18 protein-coding genes are annotated in these 21,113 nt (G+C 58.6%); 13 read left to right on the forward strand and 5 right to left on the reverse strand.

Annotated features, from left to right (window positions below; translation table 11 throughout):
• Window positions 1-56: 56 nt before the first annotated feature.
• From QP994_RS08675 to QP994_RS08690, 4 genes are all read right to left on the reverse strand, one after another.
• A complete protein-coding gene (locus QP994_RS08675) occupies window positions 57-1,799 on the reverse strand; it encodes a DUF2075 domain-containing protein (RefSeq protein ID WP_284866243.1) in 1,743 nt (580 codons plus the stop codon).
• A gap of 97 nt (window positions 1,800-1,896) precedes the next feature.
• Entirely contained in the window at window positions 1,897-2,871 is a 975-nt protein-coding gene (locus QP994_RS08680) for a C39 family peptidase (protein WP_284866245.1), read from the reverse strand.
• A gap of 90 nt (window positions 2,872-2,961) precedes the next feature.
• Window positions 2,962-4,386, reverse strand: coding sequence for a dynamin family protein (locus QP994_RS08685; RefSeq protein WP_284866247.1), 1,425 nt, complete (start codon window positions 4,384-4,386; stop codon window positions 2,962-2,964).
• Window positions 4,387-6,213 (reverse strand): dynamin family protein, encoded by a 1,827-nt coding sequence (locus tag QP994_RS08690; protein ID WP_284866249.1) that lies wholly within the window; start codon window positions 6,211-6,213, stop codon window positions 4,387-4,389.
• A 300-nt stretch (window positions 6,214-6,513) separates the two neighbouring features.
• Between QP994_RS08690 and QP994_RS08695 the strand changes: the two genes are divergently transcribed.
• From QP994_RS08695 to QP994_RS08750, 12 genes are all read left to right on the forward strand, one after another.
• Complete coding sequence (locus QP994_RS08695; RefSeq protein ID WP_284866251.1) at window positions 6,514-7,866, forward strand: DUF7373 family lipoprotein; 1,353 nt, start codon at window positions 6,514-6,516, stop codon at window positions 7,864-7,866.
• A gap of 69 nt (window positions 7,867-7,935) precedes the next feature.
• Window positions 7,936-9,327, forward strand: a complete 1,392-nt coding sequence (locus QP994_RS08700) for a DUF7373 family lipoprotein (RefSeq protein WP_284866253.1) — start codon at window positions 7,936-7,938, stop codon at window positions 9,325-9,327.
• A gap of 36 nt (window positions 9,328-9,363) precedes the next feature.
• On the forward strand, window positions 9,364-11,187 hold the full coding sequence (locus tag QP994_RS08705; RefSeq protein ID WP_284866254.1) for an Hsp70 family protein: 1,824 nt from the start codon (window positions 9,364-9,366) through the stop codon (window positions 11,185-11,187).
• Between the two features lie 111 nt (window positions 11,188-11,298).
• On the forward strand, window positions 11,299-12,000 hold the full coding sequence (locus QP994_RS08710; RefSeq protein WP_284866256.1) for a hypothetical protein: 702 nt from the start codon (window positions 11,299-11,301) through the stop codon (window positions 11,998-12,000).
• 66 nt (window positions 12,001-12,066) lie between these two features.
• Complete coding sequence (locus tag QP994_RS08715) at window positions 12,067-12,471, forward strand: hypothetical protein (RefSeq protein ID WP_284866258.1); 405 nt, start codon at window positions 12,067-12,069, stop codon at window positions 12,469-12,471.
• A 106-nt stretch (window positions 12,472-12,577) separates the two neighbouring features.
• Complete coding sequence (locus tag QP994_RS08720) at window positions 12,578-13,123, forward strand: RNA polymerase sigma factor (protein WP_284866260.1); 546 nt, start codon at window positions 12,578-12,580, stop codon at window positions 13,121-13,123.
• Between the two features lie 68 nt (window positions 13,124-13,191).
• A complete protein-coding gene (locus tag QP994_RS08725) occupies window positions 13,192-14,943 on the forward strand; it encodes an SWIM zinc finger family protein (RefSeq protein WP_284866261.1) in 1,752 nt (583 codons plus the stop codon).
• Window positions 14,944-14,984: 41 nt separating this feature from the next.
• Window positions 14,985-15,665: a hypothetical protein gene (locus QP994_RS08730; protein ID WP_284866263.1), complete on the forward strand. Its 681-nt coding sequence runs from the start codon at window positions 14,985-14,987 to the stop codon at window positions 15,663-15,665.
• Window positions 15,666-15,709: 44 nt separating this feature from the next.
• Complete coding sequence (locus QP994_RS08735; protein WP_284866265.1) at window positions 15,710-16,186, forward strand: carboxymuconolactone decarboxylase family protein; 477 nt, start codon at window positions 15,710-15,712, stop codon at window positions 16,184-16,186.
• A 140-nt stretch (window positions 16,187-16,326) separates the two neighbouring features.
• The gene (locus QP994_RS08740) at window positions 16,327-17,844 is read left to right on the forward strand and encodes an acyl-CoA carboxylase subunit beta (protein WP_284866267.1); all 1,518 of its coding nucleotides are present in this window, start codon (window positions 16,327-16,329) and stop codon (window positions 17,842-17,844) included.
• 18 nt (window positions 17,845-17,862) lie between these two features.
• Complete coding sequence (locus tag QP994_RS08745) at window positions 17,863-18,069, forward strand: acyl-CoA carboxylase subunit epsilon (protein ID WP_284855498.1); 207 nt, start codon at window positions 17,863-17,865, stop codon at window positions 18,067-18,069.
• A gap of 21 nt (window positions 18,070-18,090) precedes the next feature.
• Complete coding sequence (locus tag QP994_RS08750) at window positions 18,091-18,684, forward strand: Maf family protein (protein ID WP_284855499.1); 594 nt, start codon at window positions 18,091-18,093, stop codon at window positions 18,682-18,684.
• Window positions 18,685-18,912: 228 nt separating this feature from the next.
• On the opposite strand, the gene QP994_RS08755 is transcribed toward QP994_RS08750, so the two are convergent.
• The gene (locus QP994_RS08755) at window positions 18,913-19,545 is read right to left on the reverse strand and encodes a DUF4282 domain-containing protein (protein ID WP_284866269.1); all 633 of its coding nucleotides are present in this window, start codon (window positions 19,543-19,545) and stop codon (window positions 18,913-18,915) included.
• A 311-nt stretch (window positions 19,546-19,856) separates the two neighbouring features.
• On the opposite strand from QP994_RS08755, the gene QP994_RS08760 reads away from it, so the two are divergent.
• Window positions 19,857-21,101 carry an ABC transporter substrate-binding protein gene (locus tag QP994_RS08760; protein WP_284866271.1) on the forward strand — a complete coding sequence of 415 codons (1,245 nt, stop codon included), beginning with the start codon at window positions 19,857-19,859 and terminating at the stop codon, window positions 21,099-21,101.
• Window positions 21,102-21,113 lie beyond the last annotated feature (12 nt).

The following is a 21,113-nucleotide window of genomic DNA, read 5'->3' on the forward strand; positions in this document are numbered from 1 at the left end:
ACTGCAGTGTTACTCGATACTCACCATCGCGTTACCCGATAGTCACCACGGTGTTACTAAATGCACGCGCGCAACATCTCCATTGATCGTTTGCTGGTTACGTTGGGGTTCCTGCTTTCTGTCTTGTCGAAGACGATTCGGCCGTCACGGTACTTGACGGATGGACCGAGGATGACTCCGGCATAGTTGAGATCAAATCCTTGGACAGTGAAGATCGATCCCACTTCATCAACGGTTGAGTTTCGCTCAGCCCATGACTGTTTCTTCTCACTTCGTGAAATTTGCATTTGGTTGTTCCAAGGAAGGCGGAAATCACCGATGGTCACGTCCCACGTGTCACTGTCCGCTGGCCGGGTCTTTCCGGACGAAAACTTCCAATCGTAGGTTGCAATGAGTCGGCTTAAACCCTTTTCTACCTCGGACGATTCACTCGGTTGTGATTTTGCGCGAATCACGGAATGAAGGTCGTGTGGAGTATCGAATATGTCAATTCGATACCGGTCATTCGTGGGGATCTGAGTGATCAATCCTTCATCAATAACCGTTCGAATCCAGGTCTCGGCGGGGCCATCGGAATCGATGCGCATTTGTTGGCTGAGGTTGATGATATTGCTATGACCTGCACGCGCTTCGAGTTCTTGGAGCTGATCTGCAGTCCAAAACTGGTTGCCTGCTAGAACTTGCAGAGGATCAAAAACAGCAACTACTACATCAGCCAATTCAAGGATGTCGCGGAGCTGATTTTCACCGCGATAGGACTGCTTACCCTGTGTCCAGAGGAGGTGGGCTTCGTCGATGAATACGACATCGGCCTTCGTCCCCTTGTTCTTGTGCTCATTGATAAACCGTGTCGGTTTCATAACTCGCGAGTGCTTATCATCGTGTAATCCAAGTTTCTCAGCGATTTGCTCGTAGACGGTCACCTGCTCATCGTGATTGACAAGCAAGTACACGTTAAAGTTCTGGTCAGCCTCCAGTCCTGTCTTAGCTACATGAGCTTGGACCAGGTCGTAGAAAACACTACTGAGCAACACAGTCTTTCCGGTTCCAGCTCCGCCTTTAACAAGAATCAGGTCAGACTGAATTCGCTGACGCTGAAACTCATCTGGGGTTAATGCGCGATCAACCGCTTTGAGGATCTGTACCTTTGCACCAACTTGCTGCTCGTTGAGTTGATGGAACGGAGAGGCTTTAAAAAGCGCCGATTCACGAATCAGCCTCTCAAGGGGAAATAGAACAGGGTCATGCTGGCGAAGTTTTCGCCAGATCGAGTTGAAAGCGTCATCGACATAGTCGCGTGTGAAGTAGTCGGTCTGGATGTTTCTGCGTGCGTTAGTTAGCGTAACCGAATCAGCTCCCTTAACCCCTTCAACGGAGGACAGGTAGAGCATCAATCGATCCTCGATATCCAAGGTCAGGGACTTATTGAACAAAGAATGACCGATGACGATAATCGTTGAATCGTTATCCCTGAATGAATTCCACTTTGAAGGTTTAAGCGCGACCACTTCTGGGTCTTCTACCGGGAGGAGTGCGTCATCAAACGAATTTTGAGTCAAATCGATTTTGTCGGGATCAACTTCGAGATGAGTTTTCGTTCGCTGCGCAATGTCATTGGTTTCACCGACGTAGACCTGATATGCGCCATCAGACTCCTGGTAGATCACATACACCGTCGGGTACTTCAGAAGAAGCCGCCGGGTTGCTTCATCTTCTTGGGCCGCTTCCACGAGGAAATTCTCAAGGTGTTCAACGCTGTACGGAAATGACCTGACTACAGCTTTACCCTTGAGTTTCATGTTTCCTCCAAGCACGGTGAACCTTAACCCAGAAATATAGCGAAAAGGCCACCTTACGGTGGCCTTTAGCGCGGGTTGATGTGGGGCTTTCTTTGCCCTAGCGGATCGTCTCGGAGCGGGTTGCGTTGACGATGGCCATGCCGGGTGCGCCGCTGAGTTCGGCGTCGACGTCGGTGGTGGCAACCATGGTGTGGCCGGAGTCGGCCCAGGCGTCCTCGAACTGGTCGATGGGGACTTCGAGGCCGTTGCCGTAAGGGGCGCCCGGGTCGGTGAGGGTGACTACGCCGCGGTTGAAGTCGATCTCAGAGACGACGAGGAAGTGGTCCATCAGGTTGTCCTCGCGGACGGCGTCTTCGGGGTCACCCCAGATTTCGCCGGAGTCGACGCAGGCGATGATGCCGTAGCCGTCGTTAAGCTTCATGGCCAGGTCCTCCATGTTGGAGGTCTGCATCTCAGCGGGGAGGCCAGACTCCGTGAGCAGGGTGGCCAGGTCCTCGGTGTACATGCCCTCAGTCGGGTCGCCCATGAGGCCGAGGTTGACGGCGCGCTCCACCATGTACTCCGGGTTGGAGATGCCGGCGTCTTGGAACTGGTTCAGCAGGAATGCGGCGGCGGTGGGGCCACAGTAGCCGTCAACTTCCTGCCAGAACCAGTCGTCGGACCAGAGGAAGTGGTTGCCGGCAACGCCGTCTTCGAGGCCGGTGGAGTCATCAATAACCGGGACGTCGTCGGCGGGCTCAACCGGGGCTGGGGCATCGTCCGCGATCGGGGCGGGCTCGTCCTGTTCCACCGTCTGGGTAACTTCCTCATCGGCAGGCTCGAGGATCGGGGTGGCGTCGGTGTCAGGTTCGGGCGTGGTGTCCACGATTGGCGCGGGATCGGTTTCTGGTGCGGTATCAGCCTCAGTGGTGTCCGGCTGGGCGATGTTCGTCTCAATGGGCTGTGGGTCCGGGGCCTGCGGGTAGGCGTAAGGGTTGGACTCAATCGGGTCGAGGGGGCTCGGGGTGATGTCGGCGTCATTCTCAACGATGTCGTTGAGGAAGTCAGGCAGGTCTGCGGAGAAGTCGGACATTGTTACGGCCTTTCGGTGTGGTGCTTTTCATGTTCTGACCGTTAGACGGTCCGAGGGGACAAAAGGGTTACACGGATTCTTGAACAATTTTTATGTCATCGCCTGGGCGTTGCGTTCAAGCTGGTCATAGGCTTGGGCGAAGGTGACAAGCGCGTGTTCCTCCGAAGGGTCGAGGAGGCCGAAGGACAGGGTTTGCATCTCCCGGCGCTTTTCCTGGATGCGGTCGAGGATCTGCCACGGGTTGGCATCATCCGGCAGGCCAAGGCGTTGGGCGGGGCTGCCGATGGCGGCCAGGCGGGTGGCTTCTTCCACGAAGATGTTCTGCGCAGAGGATGTGAGCAAACCCTTCAGGGTGACCAGGAGTTTGGCGGGGAGAGCAGCCGGGTGGTTGCGCACGGTGGATACTGCCTGGCGGATGGCATCCGAGTGGGTGGGGTGGCGGTACACCAGGGTTTCCATGGCGGCGAGGATCTCACCGGCGCGGTGAAGATACGCGTAGGTGGACAGTTCCTTCTCCAGCACGTCGCGCACGGCACCGATGCCGGAGGATTGGGTGAGCCACTCGTTGAAGGTAGCGGCACCCTTGGCGGCCTCTTCGGCACCGAGGAAAAGGCCATACTCCCCCACCACGTCGATGACGTTGGTGATCTGGTTGATGGCACTGCGGCTGCCACCGGGTTCAGCGGTGAACAATTCGGTGATGAGTTCCGTGCGGGACATCGCCGTCACGCGGGCGATCTGACGTGTCAGGGATTCGGTGACCACACCGGTGGCAGCGGTTTGAGCAAGCAAACCGGAGACAGGCATGACGCGACCAACATAGGAGGCGAGCTCACGCTGCAGCTTCTGCGCGTGGTGGCCGGCAGCCACCATCGGGTCCTCCTGACCCAAGGGACCCTCACCAAAAGAATCGGCGCGGGAGAGCACGCCCATGGTGTTCAGCGGGGTGAAGCCAAGTTGTTGGATGAACTCCACTTCGTCGCGGCGGGGAGCCGAATCAAAAAGGAACATGGCGGCGTCGGCGTCGACGGAGGCGCTGCGGGTCTGCTCGTAGCCGTCGATAAGCGCGGCGCGCGTTGTTGCCTCATTCTCATCCGTGAGGGTGGCTAGACCTGGTGTATCGATGAGCGTGTAGTTGCTCACGGCGCTGGCTGGCATCCACCTGTCGATGAATGCGATGTCCACCGGCGGGGCAGGCAGCGCGGCCACTTCCCCGCGCATGGTCTGGATGGGCACGCGCTGGCCGTTGCGCAGCATCGCTTCCGCGCGATCCGGCGCGCCGTACTGGTACACGGTGACCACGTTGGTGGCTTCCAGCGCCTTGGTCTCCGCCACGGGGGCGCCGACGAGGGCGTTGAGCAGCGTGGACTTACCCGCCTTGATGCGACCAACGATGACAATGCGCGGCGGAGTACTCACCCGCGCAGTCAGTGGCGCACAAGCTTGAGCCAGTTCCGGCGACTGGGCGGACAGACCCTGGAGCTCTGTCAGCAAAAGGTCAAGGATAGAGGTCATTTACACCATCTCCTGCGCCGCGATCTTACGCAGCAAAATCTCGGCATCACGGTAGGAACGCTGCACAGCCTTGAGGTTCGTGTTCAGCTGCGCCAACTCCCGGTCGCGCTTCTCAACGGCCTTGTTCTTATCGTGCTCAATCTTTCTAATGCGCGTCTGAGTTGCCTTGATCTCCTGCGCCAAGAACTCGGAGTAGCGGATGGAAATACGCGGCTGGGCAATAGCAATGAAGGTCTGCAACGCATTGCCGGTGTTCTTCTGCGCGGCATTCGCTGCCTCACGCAGCCAGTTCTGCAAATGAGACTTGCCTTGGCGCATGGCGCGGTAGCCAAAGGTGATGGCCACGAATCCGGCACCGGCCACAATGCCCACGCCCGGCACCAGCACCGCACCGAGCAAGCCACCGATGGTGGAACCGGATGAAAAGCCCATCATGAGCATCATCGGGTCGAAGGTGTCCTTCATGTAGTTCTGCAGCTCCGAGGTGTGCAGCTCACCCAAACTCAACTGCGCGCGCACATCCCCGATGATCTCATCCGGAATATGGGATGCCCCGAACTTCTCCCGCAGGTACGTTTCCACTTCCCAGCCGAAAGAATCCACGGTGGCCACCACCGCGCGCTGGAAGTCCTCCTCCATGAGGCGGGTGAAGTGCTGCGGATCCTTGCGCAAAAGCTTCACGCCGTGTTTAGCAATGAAGTCGGTCCACTTCTTCTTCACCTCCTGCACGTCGGTGTCCAGGCGTTCCATCGCCCGGGTGCGCATCAGCGACAGGTCCGAGTAGAAGAAGCGCTCCCACTCCTTGCTCGTGCGCTGCAGATCCTCCAGCCGCGCCAGATCATTAGTCAGATCCGGCAGGAGTTTCTCCGCCTCACGCACGTCCTCAATATCGCGGTGGATCTGTTTATCCACATCTTCCAGGCCCTCCAACACCACGTTGAGGCCCTTGGTCACCGGGATGGATTGTGCGCGGGTAAAGCGCTCGCTGATCTCGGCGCGGAGTTGCCCGAGGCCCGAAATATCGTCGATAACGCTATCGGACGTATGCAGGCCCACGAACGGCAACAACGAAGACACACCGATCACCGGAATCGGCTCATTCAAATGAGTAGCAATGAGCGCCTTGTCTTCCTCCACGATCTCGCGCCAACGCGTCGAGTTCTTATCCGTCTTCGTCACAGCAACCACCACGTTGCCGTTCACCGCGTGCGCCCGCGCAAGGAAGTCCATCTCCGGTTTAGTCAACGGGGTCGACGCATCCGTGACCACCACAACCACGCTGGCCTGCCGCTCCGAATCCGCGTGCACCGCCGAATCCATCGAGGAAATCCCGCCCACACCCGGCGCGTCAATGACCACAGCGTCGCCCATCATGGAGGATTCCAGCGCAACGTGCGCGCGCGTGGGCACAAAGTCATCGAAGTGCTGCGCCGCACGGTCCACGCGCTGCGCAAGGTCTTCTGGCTTAACGACGATCGCTCCGTCCGCCGACATCAACGCCGCCTGCCCCGCCGCAAGATCCTCCGTGGGCATGGTCAACGCCACCGGGATAACTGTGGTGAAGTCTGCCCCGGCGGGCGAAACACCCTGCCGGCCCACCAACGCATTGGCCAAGGAGCTTTTACCGCGGCCCACTTCCCCCACCAGGATCACTGTGTTGACCTGGTTTTCCGCCGTCGCCAACGCCTTGGCATGCTCGCCGTACTTCTCCCGGCCGTAAGGGTTGAGGATCTTCTCGCTCACACGCTCAATCCACAGCGCCGCTTCTTCGCGCGGGCCTCTCGTGGGGGCCTGGGGCTGATCGGACTGATCGGGCTGATCGGACACTGAGCAGAGCCTTTCCGGAACACGGTGGTTGAACACGTTAGTTGGACGTGGTTGAAAACTAGAGGGAAGTATATCTACTGCCCCAGTCATGGGCACATGATCTGACGCACGAGAAAACTTGGTTTACACATAGCAGCACAGTTGAAGAACCTGTGTAAAGCTTTAGAAAATCTTTATGTAACCTTTCCGCATGCGCGTTCATCTAACAGAGTGAAAGCGTTACTCCCCTGCTGGCCTTCTTATGTGGCCAGCGGGGACGCGTAGCGCACATCCTTCCGTTAAAGCAGAAAGGTTTTGCCCGTGTCCTCTAAATTTCTCACTGTCGCCACAACCGCCGTTGCGAGTGCGTTGCTTTTGACCGGCTGTGATCTCCCATTGAAGGGCGGGGACGGTGCACCGACTAAATCCTCTGAAGAATCACTGTCCATGGCCCCTGCCTATGACACCGGTTCGTACAAGCCTGAACCCCACCCAGGTTGGCCGGAGGAAACGTGGGAAAGTCTCGGTCCGATCACAGAAACCACGCTCATCGGTGGCAACACATTACTGCCCTACGAGGTGGATCCCAGGTTCACGCTTGGACTCACCGCGCAACGCCAAACAACGTTTGAACTTTTCACAAACACTATGCCCACGGGTGTGCCGGATAGAATCACATCCTTAGAGCCGACTTACCTGACTGGCTACACCCAAAGGGCATCGGACACCCTGACCAACTCCCGTGCGGAGAACACACTGCTCCGTTTCGTTTCCCCCGAGGCGGCAAAGGAGGCTGCGAAAGTTTTGCATGAGGCGCTCCTAGCCGCAGGTGGCACCGACTTCATCACCGATTCTTCTTATCCGTTGGAGAATGTGACCTTCCCCAGCAATGAAACAATCCTTGCCTCCAAAGATGAGCGCCGCCAGATCCTCCGGGCTTTCGTGCCCAAAGACGAGTACGTCCTTTACGTTTACACCAGCAACCTGGAGGTTGATGCGAATGGGAATGAGACACAGCCCGGGCCAGAGGCGATGGATTGGATGTCGGAGTATGTGAATACCACTGTGGATAAGCAGCTCCCACTCATTGATCTGATCCCGTCGCACAAAACCCCTGAAGGCTACGGCAAGTCTGATAAGTGGCAGGACGTGGATCCAGATGACATTTTGCGCTACACAGTTCTGAAGCCGGAAGATAAGAACCTCGTTGGCGTTGTGCCTATGTCCATGAATAGCCGGCTGTTCGCGGCACAGTTCTCGAACGTCCCTGAGATTCTGAAGATGTTCGATAGCGCCAAAATCGAAGCCGCTGCAGCATCAGAAACAACGCTTGTTCGCGCGTCTAACGCAGCCAACGCGGACCTTATTGAAGCGTCGTTCAAGGCTATCGATTCAAACTCGGAGGACTCCGCAACACTACAGCTTTACGACGAACCGCAGAACGTCCCCGGCACCACCTGTTACGCCTCCCCTCGAGACGGGCAGACCTACTACTTCTGCTACCTCCGTTATAAGAACTATTTCGCCCACGCCGGCATCACGGAATCACATCCTCTCGACGATGAGGTCAAAACAACCCCTGACTCAGGCGCCGAAGAACTGGATCCGAAGAAGACTCTCTCCCAAATCATTGCTGCCCAGTACTACATTCTGGAGAAGGCTCCTACGAAATAGCATGTAACCTTTTGTCCCCACCATCCGTCTAAGGGGTGTACCCACCCGACTGCGTAGAAAGAAAGATCAATGAAGAAACGCACTTCTCTCCCGCTCGCAGCGATGCTGACTGCGACCGCTTTGTTGAGCACCGGCTGCTCCGTCTTAGACGGGATCGGTAAAAGCGGCGAAGCCCCGTCTGAACCAACCTCGGTTGAGGTTGCGGAACCAACTGGCCCGGAATTTGATACCGGTTCCTACGCCACCGAGCCCCACAAGGGTTGGCCCGAAACGAACGATGAGATGGGCCCATCGGCCGAAATGGCACTCTTTGCCAACAACACATTGCTGCCGTATGAGGTGAACAACGAATTCACACGCAATGCTGCTCACCGCCGTGTGTGGAAACTCGACAATCTCAGTATGGACTTGCCTAAGGTGGCTCTTGACCGTCTGGCTCCGTTGGGTGAAAAGTTCCTGCTCGGCTATGCCTACCTTGGCAATGACGCTTCAAAGAGCCGCTCAGTAGGTAACTTTGTCCTCCGTTTCGAAGACCCGGAAAGCGCGCAAAAGGCGGCTGATGCTCTCACAGAAACACACCTCACAGAAGGCTCGATGTATTTCTTTGAGGGTGACCCGCACAACCCGGGCACCGAAGAACCAGTGGCAGGCCATAATGATGCTACGGCTGTACGCACCGCTGACGGCGAAGGCCTTGATGCGGTGAAGGTGCATAAGGAGTATCTGCTCATGTCCACTGCATACGTCGACAAGAGCGGCGATGAGGGCAACGACGATGCGGGCCCAGAAGCGACGAAGTGGCAGGGAGAATACGTATCTTCCTTCTTCTCCAAACAGATCCCCATTTTGGATACTTTGAAGACCCATAAGACTGCAGCAGGTTATGGCTTCTCCGATGAGTGGCCGCCCCTTGACCCGAAACACATCTTGCAGTACACGGTCTTGAGCCCAAAGGACCAGTCAGTACAGTCTCTGGGCGGTCTCCCCATGGCCTTGGAGCCACGCGGTATGGCCGGCAGGTACAAGGAGGTGCCCGAAATCCTCTCCATGATTGATCAAGCCAAGGTCGAAGCCATGGCAACGATGGACACGTCACTGTTCCGCACCAAGAACCCTGAGGGCGCCAAGCTCATTTTGGCCACCATGCACGCCGTCACCGCGGACCTGGATTATGAGCCGTGGGACGCCCCTCAAGAGGTTCCGGGCATGGAATGCAAGAAAGAGGACGGTGCTGCCGGAACGGTATACACCTGCTACCTGGTGTACGAGAATTACTTTGCCCATGCCAGCGCCTTCGAACCCAAGAACGAATCGGATGCTGTAGAAGGTACCGATGAGGATAAGAAACCAGCCCTCGCCCCCAGCCTCCAGCTGACGCAGGCCATGGCTGCCCAGTACCTGATCCTGCAGAAAGCGCCGACGAGCGCGGGCACTCCCACGAGCTCCGCGGCAAACAGTTAGGCTCCCATGCGGGAAACAAAGTAGGAAGGACCCGACATGTCCAATGACTGGATTTTGTCCATCGACTTCGGCACATCCAACACCGCCGCGGCGCACACGAACCCGACGCGCGGTGGAGTTGAGGCGGTAAGCCTCTCCCATGACCGGATGACCATGACGTCTTCGGTGTACATCGAAACACCGGACCACGTGGACACTGGTGATGTGGCGCTGAATAAAGCGGAGGACAACCCGGACGGGTTCCTGGCCTCACCGAAGCGCGTGGTGCCACAGCAGGTGTTCCAGATCAATGGCTATGACGTGCCGGCCTCCACCCCGGTTGCCGCCATTCTGGATTCTGTGGTGAAGCGCGCTTCCCGCGAGCACAATGATCAGCGTCCGAGTGAGCTCGTGCTCACCCACCCGGAAGCATGGTCTGATGCAGAGGTGAAGGTGCTGCTGGACGCCGCGGAGAAACTCGGCCTCAACGCCACCACCATCCGCACCGTGTCGGAGCCCAAGGCTGCTGCGCAGTACTACTCCACCAACTCCCCGTTGGAGCCGGGCGACAAGATTGCCGTCTTCGACTTCGGTGGCGGCACCCTTGACGTGGCTGCACTGGAGGTGCAGCCGGATGGGTCCTTCCACATCATTGCCGCCCGTGGTGACAACACCCTGGGCGGCAAGAGCTTTGATGCTTTCATCCGCCGCTGGGTAGACCAGCAGCTGGAGGATGACCACCCGGAGCGCCTCGAATACCTCCGCCGCCACGCACCGTTGTCTGACCGTCACGCGGTAGAAGACAGCATCCGTCGCGCCAAGGAGCTCTTGTCTGAGCATCCGACGGCCACCATCTCTGTTCCCGGCGATGGTGAAACAATTCGTCTTCAGCTGACCCGTTCCGAGTTCGAGGAGATTATCCGGTACCCCGTCCAGCGTGCTGTGGACCTCACGCGTGCCACACTCGCGGACGCCGGCATCAACAACCCACACGACCTCAAGGCCCTGTACCTCACCGGTGGTTCTTCCCGTGTGCCACTGGTGCAGGAGGAAATAAAGGCACTCGGCCCAGTAGCAACCCTGGATGACCCGAAAATGGTGGTGGCCCAAGGCGCTATCTCCGCTGTCGGGCCCATCGTCACCGGTCTGCACACCACTGCTGCACCAACCCCGCAGCAGCAGCCGGCACCTCAGCAACAACCACGCCAGCAGCAACCACTGACGTCACCGATGTCCGCAGCAGCACCGGCCACAAAGTCCAAAGGCAAGACCATCGGCATCGCGGTGGGCGCGCTCCTGGCCGTTGTGGCGTTGGTGGGGGCGCTGGTGATGCTCATTAGACCGTCGTCAAGCGAAAAGCCCAACGAGGACCCCACGGAAACCGCAACGACGGAAACCACCGGTGCAAACGCGCCAACCGAAGAGGCACCGGCGAGCGAGACCCCAGCGCAGCAGAGTGGTGAGGATGTGTTCAATGCTCTGCCGGAATCCCTGGGCAAGGAGGTGGGTACGTGTAACCGCCGGACCTCAACGTTCAACAGTCTCACCGGAACCCAGATTTCCTGTGAAGTGAAATTCAACGGCGACAACGTGCAGTACTTCAAACCCACCGGCCCGTACGACGCACCGCGCATCACCTTCGCGTACAATACGGAGGACGGCTCGCGTGAGAAGGCCCTTATTGAGCAGGGCCGCTACACCGACAAGTCTGACGCTGAACCGGTGACCACTGACAACGCAGCTGCCATTGCCACGAAGGACAATGACACATCTGCCACCCTCCACTACGCCAATGCTGAAACTGGCCTGGTGATTGAGTCCCGTGATTTCGCCTCCCCGGAGAAGGCTATCGAGTGGCTGGAGCACCACAACCTGCTCTAACCTGCGGAAATAATCTTTTAAAAAAATGTGGCGCCTGGATGTAACCATCCGGGCGCCTTCCGCATCTAAAGATATGTAAGCAACCACAACCCCTTGAGAAAGGAACCCATCATGAGCGGCGACAACAACCTCAACCTCCCAGAGCTCAACCCGGAAGAGTTCGGCTACCTCAGCGCACGCGACATCAACGCTGACGGCACCAACGACCTGATCCACGGCGTTGACCACGACGGCAACGCACACGTCTTCCACCTGGATGGCAAGGGCGACATCACCCTCGAGGAGATTGACACCGACGGTGACGGCACCTTCGAAACCCAGCGCGAGATGGTCGACAGCAGCACCGTCGCCTACACCGTGGACACCGACAACGATGGCGCGGCTGACACCGTGGCCTACGTCGATGCCAAGACCAACACCACCTTCCAGCAGGACTTCATCGAGGACGGCCAGGTCGTCGAGTCCCGCGTTGACCTCGACGGCGATGGCATCACCGACGTGGTGTACAAGGACACCACCGGCGACGGCTACGTCAATGAGATCTCCCTGGACACCGACGGCGATGGTTTTACCAACACCAAGCTGGTTGACCGCGATGGTGATGGCAACATCGACGAGATCCACTCCGACCTGGATAACTCCGACGGCATCCTGGAAACCGTGATCGAAGCAGGTGACTACGCTGGTGGCCTCGGCTCCATCAATGACTACTTGGGCACCCAGGACACCTCAGGTTCCCTGGACAACACCCTGGACTCGGACCTGAACAACCCAGCAGATAACCTGGACACGGACTACAACGATTCGTTCTAACGTGACGCTCGCCCACCCCTGTACTTTGCAGCGCACGACAACGAAGCAGGCTGAAAGGAGGCCGCAATGATCAACCAAGAACCTGTCCCCGAAGGATTGCTTGAGCGCGCCCTCCACACAGCCTTCACCACCGACGAATGGCCAGAGTGGGACACCCTGGACATCGTCCCTACCACCGAAGAACCCTTCGACCTGGATGCCTTCGACCCCTTCGCGGGGGAAGAGGGCACCGATAACACCGACACCGGCGCCCTGGATTCTGATTCCCCAGGCTCCGGCGCCGAGCCGGTCGAGTCCTCGGAGGCTGACTCCACGGACTCTTCCGATTCCCCGGCGCTCGACTACCCAGATTTGGGCCCTGACCTGGGATCTGACCTCGGATCTGACTTCTCCTCCGGTTTTGATTCGGGATTTGATTCCGGTTCTGACTCGGCCTCAGATTCCGGTATGAGCGGGGACTACGACATGTAAAGGGTGCCCCTGCGACAGCACGCACCCACCACTACTTCAGCCCGGCGCGACAATGTTGCAGTATTCTTTTGCGTAACTTGTTTTCCCGGTACACACGAAAGTAAACATGTCCGAGTCCCAGCTTCTCCAAAACGCTAAAGGTGGCGATGAGTCTGCCTTTGCCAAACTGGTGAAGCTGCACGAAGGAAAACTTTTCAACCTCTGCCTCCGCATCACCACCAACCACCACGATGCGGAGGACGCATTCACCGCGGTACTGTACCTGGCATGGAAGAATCTGCCTACGTTCCGCGGTGATTCCGGTTTTGCCACCTGGATCTACCGCATTGCCTCCAACACTTCCTTGGAGGTTGTGCGCCGCCGCAAACCCACGATCTCCCTCGACGCACCGCGCGACTCCGAGTCTGAAGACTCCCCCTCCTTCGAGATCGCCGATCCCGTCGCCGAGTTTGAGCAATCCATCGCGGATAATGACGCGTTGAGTACAGCCTTGGCCTCGCTCCCCGCCGACTCCCGCGAAGCCCTTATCCTCGCCGAAATCGGTGGCCTCACCTTGGCCGAAATCGCCGAGCACCAAGGCTCCTCACTTTCCGCCACCAAAGTCCGCGTGCACCGGGCGCGCAAGAGCCTCCGCGAGCTGCTGCAGACATAAAAGCCACGCGCACACCCGTTCGAGCAGCTCAGCCCCCCCATGTCGCACCCGCGTTGTAGCGTGAGGGCATGAGAGAAAACGTGGTGGAGCATATTCAGGCGCTGGGCGAGGCGGGCGTGGCAGCACTGGCTGATGTGAAGAGCTTCATATGTGCTGATGAGATCTTGGACATGGAGATGACGCCGTTGGTGCGAACGGGGTCAACCTTTACCGCGCAGGTGTTAGGCACAGGTGTGTGGGTGGTGCGGTTTGAGCTTGTTGTCAATGAGGGGAAGACAGTAGCCGATCGTCTCAATGTGCAGTGCACCTGCCCGGTACCACAGGTTTGGTGCAAGCACGCGGTGGCGGTGGCGTTGCAGATAATGTGGCACCCCGAGTGGCCGCTGACTGCCAAGCTGGTTGGGGAAGCCGAAGAAGAGTACGAGGTGGATGCGACCAGGCGCTATGACGATGTGGTGGTGGATACCAAAGATGTGGTCACCAGCACGCTGGAGATCATGAGCAAGCAGGATCTGGTGGATGTGATCAACGCACTGCGGCATGAGAATCCGCTGGCTGAGCCCACGGTAACCAAGTATGTTCTGCCATTTTCTTCGCAGCCGTTGCCCGCGATGGAAGCGGTGCAAGATGAGATGAAGTTTGCCAAATTCCTGTTCGACGTGGCCTATACCGAAAAGAAAGTGGAAGAGGCTGCGCACAACTTGGAGAACGCGGGAAATGTGATCCGTAGTCATGCTGATGCAACGGACTTCCAGAATGACAAGCTCAAGCTCCTGTGTTCGTTGGAGAGTCTCATCTTTGACGCTATCGCGTGGACACATCGCATCACTTATCCCGTCGGGAGCGTGGTGGTTGCGCTGGAGAAGCTGTATCAGCACCACGTGTTCATCGCGCATGATACCCAGCCGCCGACAAAGCTTCTGGTCGATTGGATCGTGGACATATTCTTGGTCCCCGGCGGTTACCTACGTCCGCATCTCGCGGACTATGCAGGGCTGCTGGAAGATGAGGATCTTGATGTCATCATCACCAAAGCCCACACACGCTGTCCCCGGCATCCGGAGAATGTCCTGCCTCTGGAGATCGACGTGGCCCTGCTGCGCAACAACATGCAGGAGGTCAAGCGGCTGTGCGCGGAGTACGGCAACTATGACGCACTGCTGTTGTTTTATCAGCGCAACGGGATGGATCTGGGCGCCGAGAAGCTCGTCACAGCGGCACTGGATAGTGCGGATCCGGTGGAGCTCACACCGGAGGTCCTGTACGCCGCGGCGGCGAAGTACTTCGGTGCGGACGGTACGCGGATGTATCACCGCTACTGGTTTGAGAAAGACGTGAGCATCGAGAGTTTCCTCGACTACATCCGGCTCCCGGACATGGACTTTGCTGAAGCCATGTTCGTGCTGCAATCCGTGGAGGAAGCCGCCACTAACCCGGATTACATGTTGCTGGCAGCAACGTATTTCAAGCTTTTCGACGTCGGCTTTACCCTCATCACCACCGCCTCCCCCAGCACATCCATGGCTGCCCACTTCGCAGAACACGTCGGTCTGGTGTATGACCCGGAGTGGGCATTCGGCGTGATCTTTACGCACATCCGGGAGCAGATATCCCGAGCCCTGGCCCAGGAGAACATGCCGGCAACGCGTGCAACGCTCAACTGCTTGATGGACCGGATGCTCACACTGAAGAAAAAAGCAAAGGAAGTATCCGGCTCGCCGGACACCGATGCTTACTGGGGTTTTCAGGTAGGCGCACTGAAAGCCGAGTTCGGTAGCCACCCGGTGGTCAAGGATGTGTTCGCGGAGTGGGGTTTCTGAGCCGGTTCAGGGTTGTAAACACACCACTACACTGTTGGGGCATGAAGTCCCATCTCCGAGTTGCTGCCCTGGCTCTTTCAACTGTGCTGGCAGGAGGTGTGCTCACTGGTTGTTCCTCAGCTGGTGAGAACCTCAGTGAGCCGGCGCTCACCACCGTGGTGAACGCCGACATATCCGAAGGTTCCACCGCGAATACCACGACGGAACACGAATCCACCAAGGCAAAGCCCGAACCGGACAAGCAGTGTGCTTCCCTGCCCAAGGATCCGCGGGAGCAGTACCCGAACCACGAGGCACCCGGGCGCATGCCAGCGCGGGACTGGGATGACAACAACTTCTGGATCGGAGACATTGAGAACCACTACGACCCGTGCGCACCGCTCAGCTGGATCATCTTCCGCGGTGGCCTCGGCGATGCAGAGCACCCTGCGCAAACCGGTGCGTCCATGACAGACGGAATTGCTTTCTATGTCCACGGCGAACCGGTCGACGACATGACCCTGTTCACCCGCGTCGAAAGCGTCACCACCAACCCCGACGACGCCGTCGAATTCATCTGGGGTGAACGCACACGTTCCACCGCCGAAGGCATCACCGCACACTTCACCGCCACCATCGAACCACGTGATGGGTCCATGGTGCCGGTCAGCGGTAACGGCAGTGAATTCAGTGCGCGCTGGAACGATCCAAACGCGAAGTTCTTGTTGGGGCATGATGGGTAATCGTGGGCCCGCCCAACTATCTCCCAGAAGCGTAGAGTCGCCCCATGGCAACACATAAACGGAAACCTATTCCAAAGGTCGCTTACGCCCCCATGCTCGGACTGGAAACATACGTTCGCGCACGTGTGGCAAAGGACTTCTCCCACCTTGTGCAACTTCGGGCTTCTGCTCTGAACCAATGCGTTTACTGCCTGGCAATGCATCGTCGTGATGCGCGAAAGGGCGGTTGGACAGAAGACAGAATCACCCAGACCGAGAACTGGACTGACTTTCCGGACGTTTTTTCTGAGAAGGAACGTGCAGCACTTGAGCTCACAGATGCTGTAACCAAGATCCACGGCGAGGAATCTGTCCCTGATTCGCTTTGGGAGCGCGTGGAGGAACTGCATGGTGAGAAGGGCGCACGGGATCTCCTCATGGCTATTGTCACCATCAACGCTTGGAACCGAGTCGGCATCACCACGCGCCTTGATCCAACAAGCCTCTCCGGAGTCACGGCTTTTGATCTAGGTCAAAAGTGAGCTGACCCGTTGATGGGGAATTTGGACGCCCCGTAGACCAAGACTCGTCGATAAGCATCCCGCGAAACATCGCACGCGCGCGGACCGATAGGCCGTGTAGGACCTGATCTATTCACAGCTAACCCGTAGACTGAGGCGCTATGACCGATAAGAAACCCGACATGACCACCACCGCCGGCAAGATTGCAGATCTACGTAACCGTTTGGCGGAGGCACGTGAGCCGATGGGCAGCGAAGCCGCCCGCGCCGCAGGTGAAAAGGGTATTTCAACAGCCCGCCAGCGCATTGAGGCGCTGCTGGACACTGACACTTTCGTGGAAACGGATGCGCTTGCGCGTCACCGCGTGGAGGATTACGGCCTGGATCGCATCAAGCCGGCCACCGATGGTGTTGTGACGGGCTACGGGCTTATCGACGGCCGACGGGTCACCGTCTACGCCCACGACTCCTCCATTTTTAACGGCCAGTTGGGTGAGGTGTACGCCGAGAAGATCCTGAAGGTCTACGACCTGGCAATTAAGACGGGTGTGCCTGTCATTGCGATCCATGATTCGACGGGTGCGCGCCTGCAAGAAGGTGTGGTGACCGCCGCGATGTCCGCGCGCATTCTGCGCAAGGCGACGGAGGCTTCCGGCGTTGTGCCGCAAATCTCCATCGTCGCTGGTGAAGTGGCATCCCTGCCGGCGCTGCTGGTGCCGTTGAGCGATCTCACCGTCATGGTGAAAACCGCCACGATGCATCTGACCTCCGTGTCCGCGGTGACCAAGGTGACGCGCCGCGTAGCAACCGCGAAGTCCCTGGGTAGCGCCGATGTGCACTCCCAGATCACCGGCATGGCGCACCTGACCGCACCGACTGATCTTGAGGCGGTTCAGACCGTACGTGACCTGGTGGCTTTCCTGCCGGAGAACAACCGCGCAGCGTCCCCCCTCAACGAGAACACGACGGAGCCGGACACCACTGACCTGGACACCTTCATCCCGGACAGCATCGCTGCTTCCTACGATGTCCGCGACGTGATCAACCGCATCACCGACAAGGGTCTGACAGAACTCAGCCGTGGCTACGCCGACAATGTCGTCACCGGCTTCGCGCACATCTCTGGTCGCGCGGTGGGCATCGTGGCTAACCAGCCGAGCGTGCTGGCTGGCTGCCTGGACCACGCAGCCGCAACGAAGGCCGCGTCCTTCATCCGCGTGTGTGATTCCTTCAACCTACCCATCGTTGAATTCGTCGACTCCCCTGGTTTCTTCCCGTCTGAGGAGGAAGAGCACCTCGCCTCCGCAAAGCATGGCGCCGGCCTTGCCTTCGCCTACGCTGAGGCCCAGGTGGGCAAGATCACCGTGATTCTCCGCCGCGCTATCGGCCCGTCCTACGTGGTCATGGGGTCGAAGGACTTGGGCGCCGACATGGTCTTTGCATGGCCGACCGCGCAGATCGCGCTTGCCGACGCCACTACGGCCGCCGAACAACTCGGCGTCGACGCGGACGAATACGCCACCACCCACCTGACCCCCTACGTGGCTACGGAACGTGGCCTCGTTGACGCTGTGATCGAGCCATCCCAGACCCGCGCCAACGTCACCGAAGCGCTGCGCCTCCTTGAACGCAAGGTGGTCTACGCCATTCCGAAGAAGCATGGCAACATTCCGCTGTAAGGAGGCTAAGGAGCTAGCATGACTAATCCCCTATTCACGGTGGTGAAGGGCAACCCCACCGAGGAAGAACTGGCCGCGCTGACCCAGGTGCTCACGGACCTGCAGCAGGAAGCCAAGTCCCGCACCGGCGGTGGTCACCGCAACCTGTGGGGCCGTCCCGCCCCGCGTAACCACGACCCCGTGGTGTTCAACCCGTCCGCGTTTAACTCGCAGACCTTGTTCTAATTCGGTTGTCGTTCAGTTCTCATGCGCCTGGTTCTTGCTTCCCAGTCTCCATCGCGTTTGATGATTCTGCGCAACGCCGGTGTGGAGCCACTGCAGCACCCGGCGCACGTGGATGAGGACGCGATCATCGCCTCCCTTGGTGGCGCCTCCCCCTCCACCACCGTGACTACCCTCGCCCGCGCAAAGGCCGATGCCGTGGCTCCGAACTACCCCGATGACATCGTGGTGGGGTGTGATTCCATGCTGCTTCTTGGCGGCACTCTCCAAGGCAAACCGCACACAGTTGAGGAAACCATCCGCCGTTGGCAGGCCCAACGCGGCCGCACCGCTGAGCTGGTCACCGGCCACGCCATCGGTTTCAACGGGACCTGGGTTGTGGACACCGTGTCCACCCGCATCCATTTTGGCGACGTCTCCGATGCAGACATTGAGGCCTACGCCCGATCCGGCGAACCCCTCCAGTGCGCCGGCGCTTTCACCTTGGAGGCCCTCGGCGGCTGGTTCATTGATTCCATCGAAGGCGACCAGACCAGCGTCATTGGTCTGTCGCTGCCTCTGCTGCGCCGAGCGCTGTACTCCTTCGGCGTGAACGCCTCCGACCTCTGGGGTGTCTAACCCTTAGAACCCAATAGTTAGAACCCGCTACCTAGTACCAGCTATTCGGCCCAAAAGGGATGAATAGCGGGATCTAGATAGCGGGTTTTAGCGTGCAGCGAGGCCGGTGTGGAGGCAATCCAGGAGGGTGCTCCTGCTGGCACCACAAAGAAAACCGCACCGAGCCCCACATTGGGGACCCGGCGCGGCCAAGCTTCAGCGTTTCAGCGCGAAGGCTTACACGAAGGTTTACTCGGTGTCCTCCTGACCGTCCTTCTCGCTGTCTGCCTTGCCTTGCTCCACGAGCTCGGTGGTGTTTTCAGCGGTCCGGTAGAGGTTCACCAGTGCCTCAATGCCAAGGCGGGCGAAAACGACCTGGATGAAGCTCCAGAATGTACCCAAGATCAAGTACATGAACAGGAAGAAGATGCCGGCGCCTGTCGAACCTTGCTGGCTGAGCCCCAACATCGAGCCAAAGGCGAAGAAGAGGCCAACGAGCCAGAACAACCCAATGAGAACGAGCGCAAGGATGTAGATGACCCGGGCGCTGTCTAGGGTAACAAAGCGCTTGAAGGACAGATCAAACAGCTTTCCAAAGAAGCTGTTCGGGTTCTTGGTTGATCCGGCCTGCAACGGCTGTCCCAGCTGATCTGGCTGGCCCGGGTAGTAGCCCTGCTGCTGGTACTCCTGCTGCTGGTACCCCTGCTGTTGGTACTGGCCGTACTGCGCACCGTATGCCTGCTGGCCGTACGGAGCATTCGCGGCAGTCGGATCAGACGCAGACGATGACGGCGGAGTCATCTGCCACGTGGAGTTGGACGGGTTCGCATCAGCGCCAGTGTTGTTAGACGCGCTGTTGTTCTCATCAAATGGGGTGGACATGAATTCGTCGGTCCTTCATCTTTCTCGTCTCGGCGATATGTAAGAAAACCATTAGAACACTAATAGCCATTGCCATAGTGCCAGGTGTGGGGCGCGCTGGCATTATTAGGTGGGAGTGGGGGCTGGGAGGGACGTCGAAAAGCATCACCTGAACGGGGGCGAGACGGACTTAAACCAACATCGAAACCCCCGCCTCGGGGGTGATTATGGCTGGTTTTATAGGGAAATGGGCATGAGAAACGTGGAATCGGCAGTTTCAAGACACATTTTCTTTAAGATCTACTGAAACCTCCTATCTGAAAGGCCAATGCATGAATATTCACGCAACCCGTAGGACTGGCGCCGCTCTGTGCGCCATCGCACTGTCCGCTACTGCACTGACCGCGTGCTCGGATGACGCCGGTGGCTCGGACTCTCAGGCTTCCGGCGCTGACCGCGGCCCGATCACTTTTGCCATGGGCCGTAATGACACGGACAAGATCACCCCGATCATTGAGGCCTGGAACAAGGAGCACCCGGATGAGCAGGTAACTCTGAAGGAGCTGGCCGGTGAGGCTGATGACCAGCGCGATACCCTCGTGCAGTCCCTCCAGGCTGGCAACTCTGACTATGACGTGATGGCTCTGGACGTTGTGTGGACCGCGGACTTCGCCGCTAACCAGTGGCTGGAGCCGCTCGAGGGCGACTACGCGGTGGACACCTCCAAGCTGCTGCAGGCAACGGTTGATTCCGCCACCTACAACGGCACGCTCTACGCGCTGCCGCAGAACACCAACGGCCAGCTGCTGTTCCGCAACGTGGACAAGGTTCCGTCCAAGCCGGACACTTTCGCCGACATCAAGTCCGCGTGTGAGGCTGTGGAGGGTGACTGCCTGACCACCCAGCTCAAGCAGTACGAGGGCCTGACGGTGAACACCCTGGGCTTCATCAACGGCTGGGGCGGCACCGTCATCGATGACAACGGTGAGCCGACCGTCGAGTCCGCTGAGGCAAAGGCTGGCCTCCAGGCGCTTGTCGACGCATACGAGGACGGCACCATCGCCAAGGGCTCCACCGCCGCAACCGAGGAGGAGACCAACCTCGCTTTCACCGAGGGCAACACCGCCCTGGCCATCAACTGGCCGTACATGTACACCAACGCTGTGGAGGCAGGCCTCAACTTTGAGGTTCAGCCACTCGTCGGCGAGAACGGTGTCGGCGTGTCCACCCTGGGTGGCTACAACAACGGCATCAACGTGAACTCCAAGCACAAGGCGACGGCGAAGGACTTCATCGAGTTCATCATCAACGAGGAGAACCAGCTCTCCTTTGCCAAGGCGTCCTTCCCGCCGGTTCTGGCTTCCATCTACGACGATGCTGCCCTGATCGAGGAGCACCCGTACCTGCCAGCACTCAAGGAGTCCCTGGAGAACGCTAAGCCACGTCCGGTGTCCCCGTTCTACCCGGCTATCTCCAAGGCCATCCAGGACAACGCTTACGCCGCACTGACGTCCGGCAAGAGCGTCGACGATGCAACCAAGGACATGGCTGCTGCCATCAAGCAGGCAGCACAATAGGATTTCCCCAGC

The organism is Corynebacterium sp. MSK044, from assembly GCF_030232825.1.
GTDB lineage: Bacteria > Actinomycetota > Actinomycetes > Mycobacteriales > Mycobacteriaceae > Corynebacterium.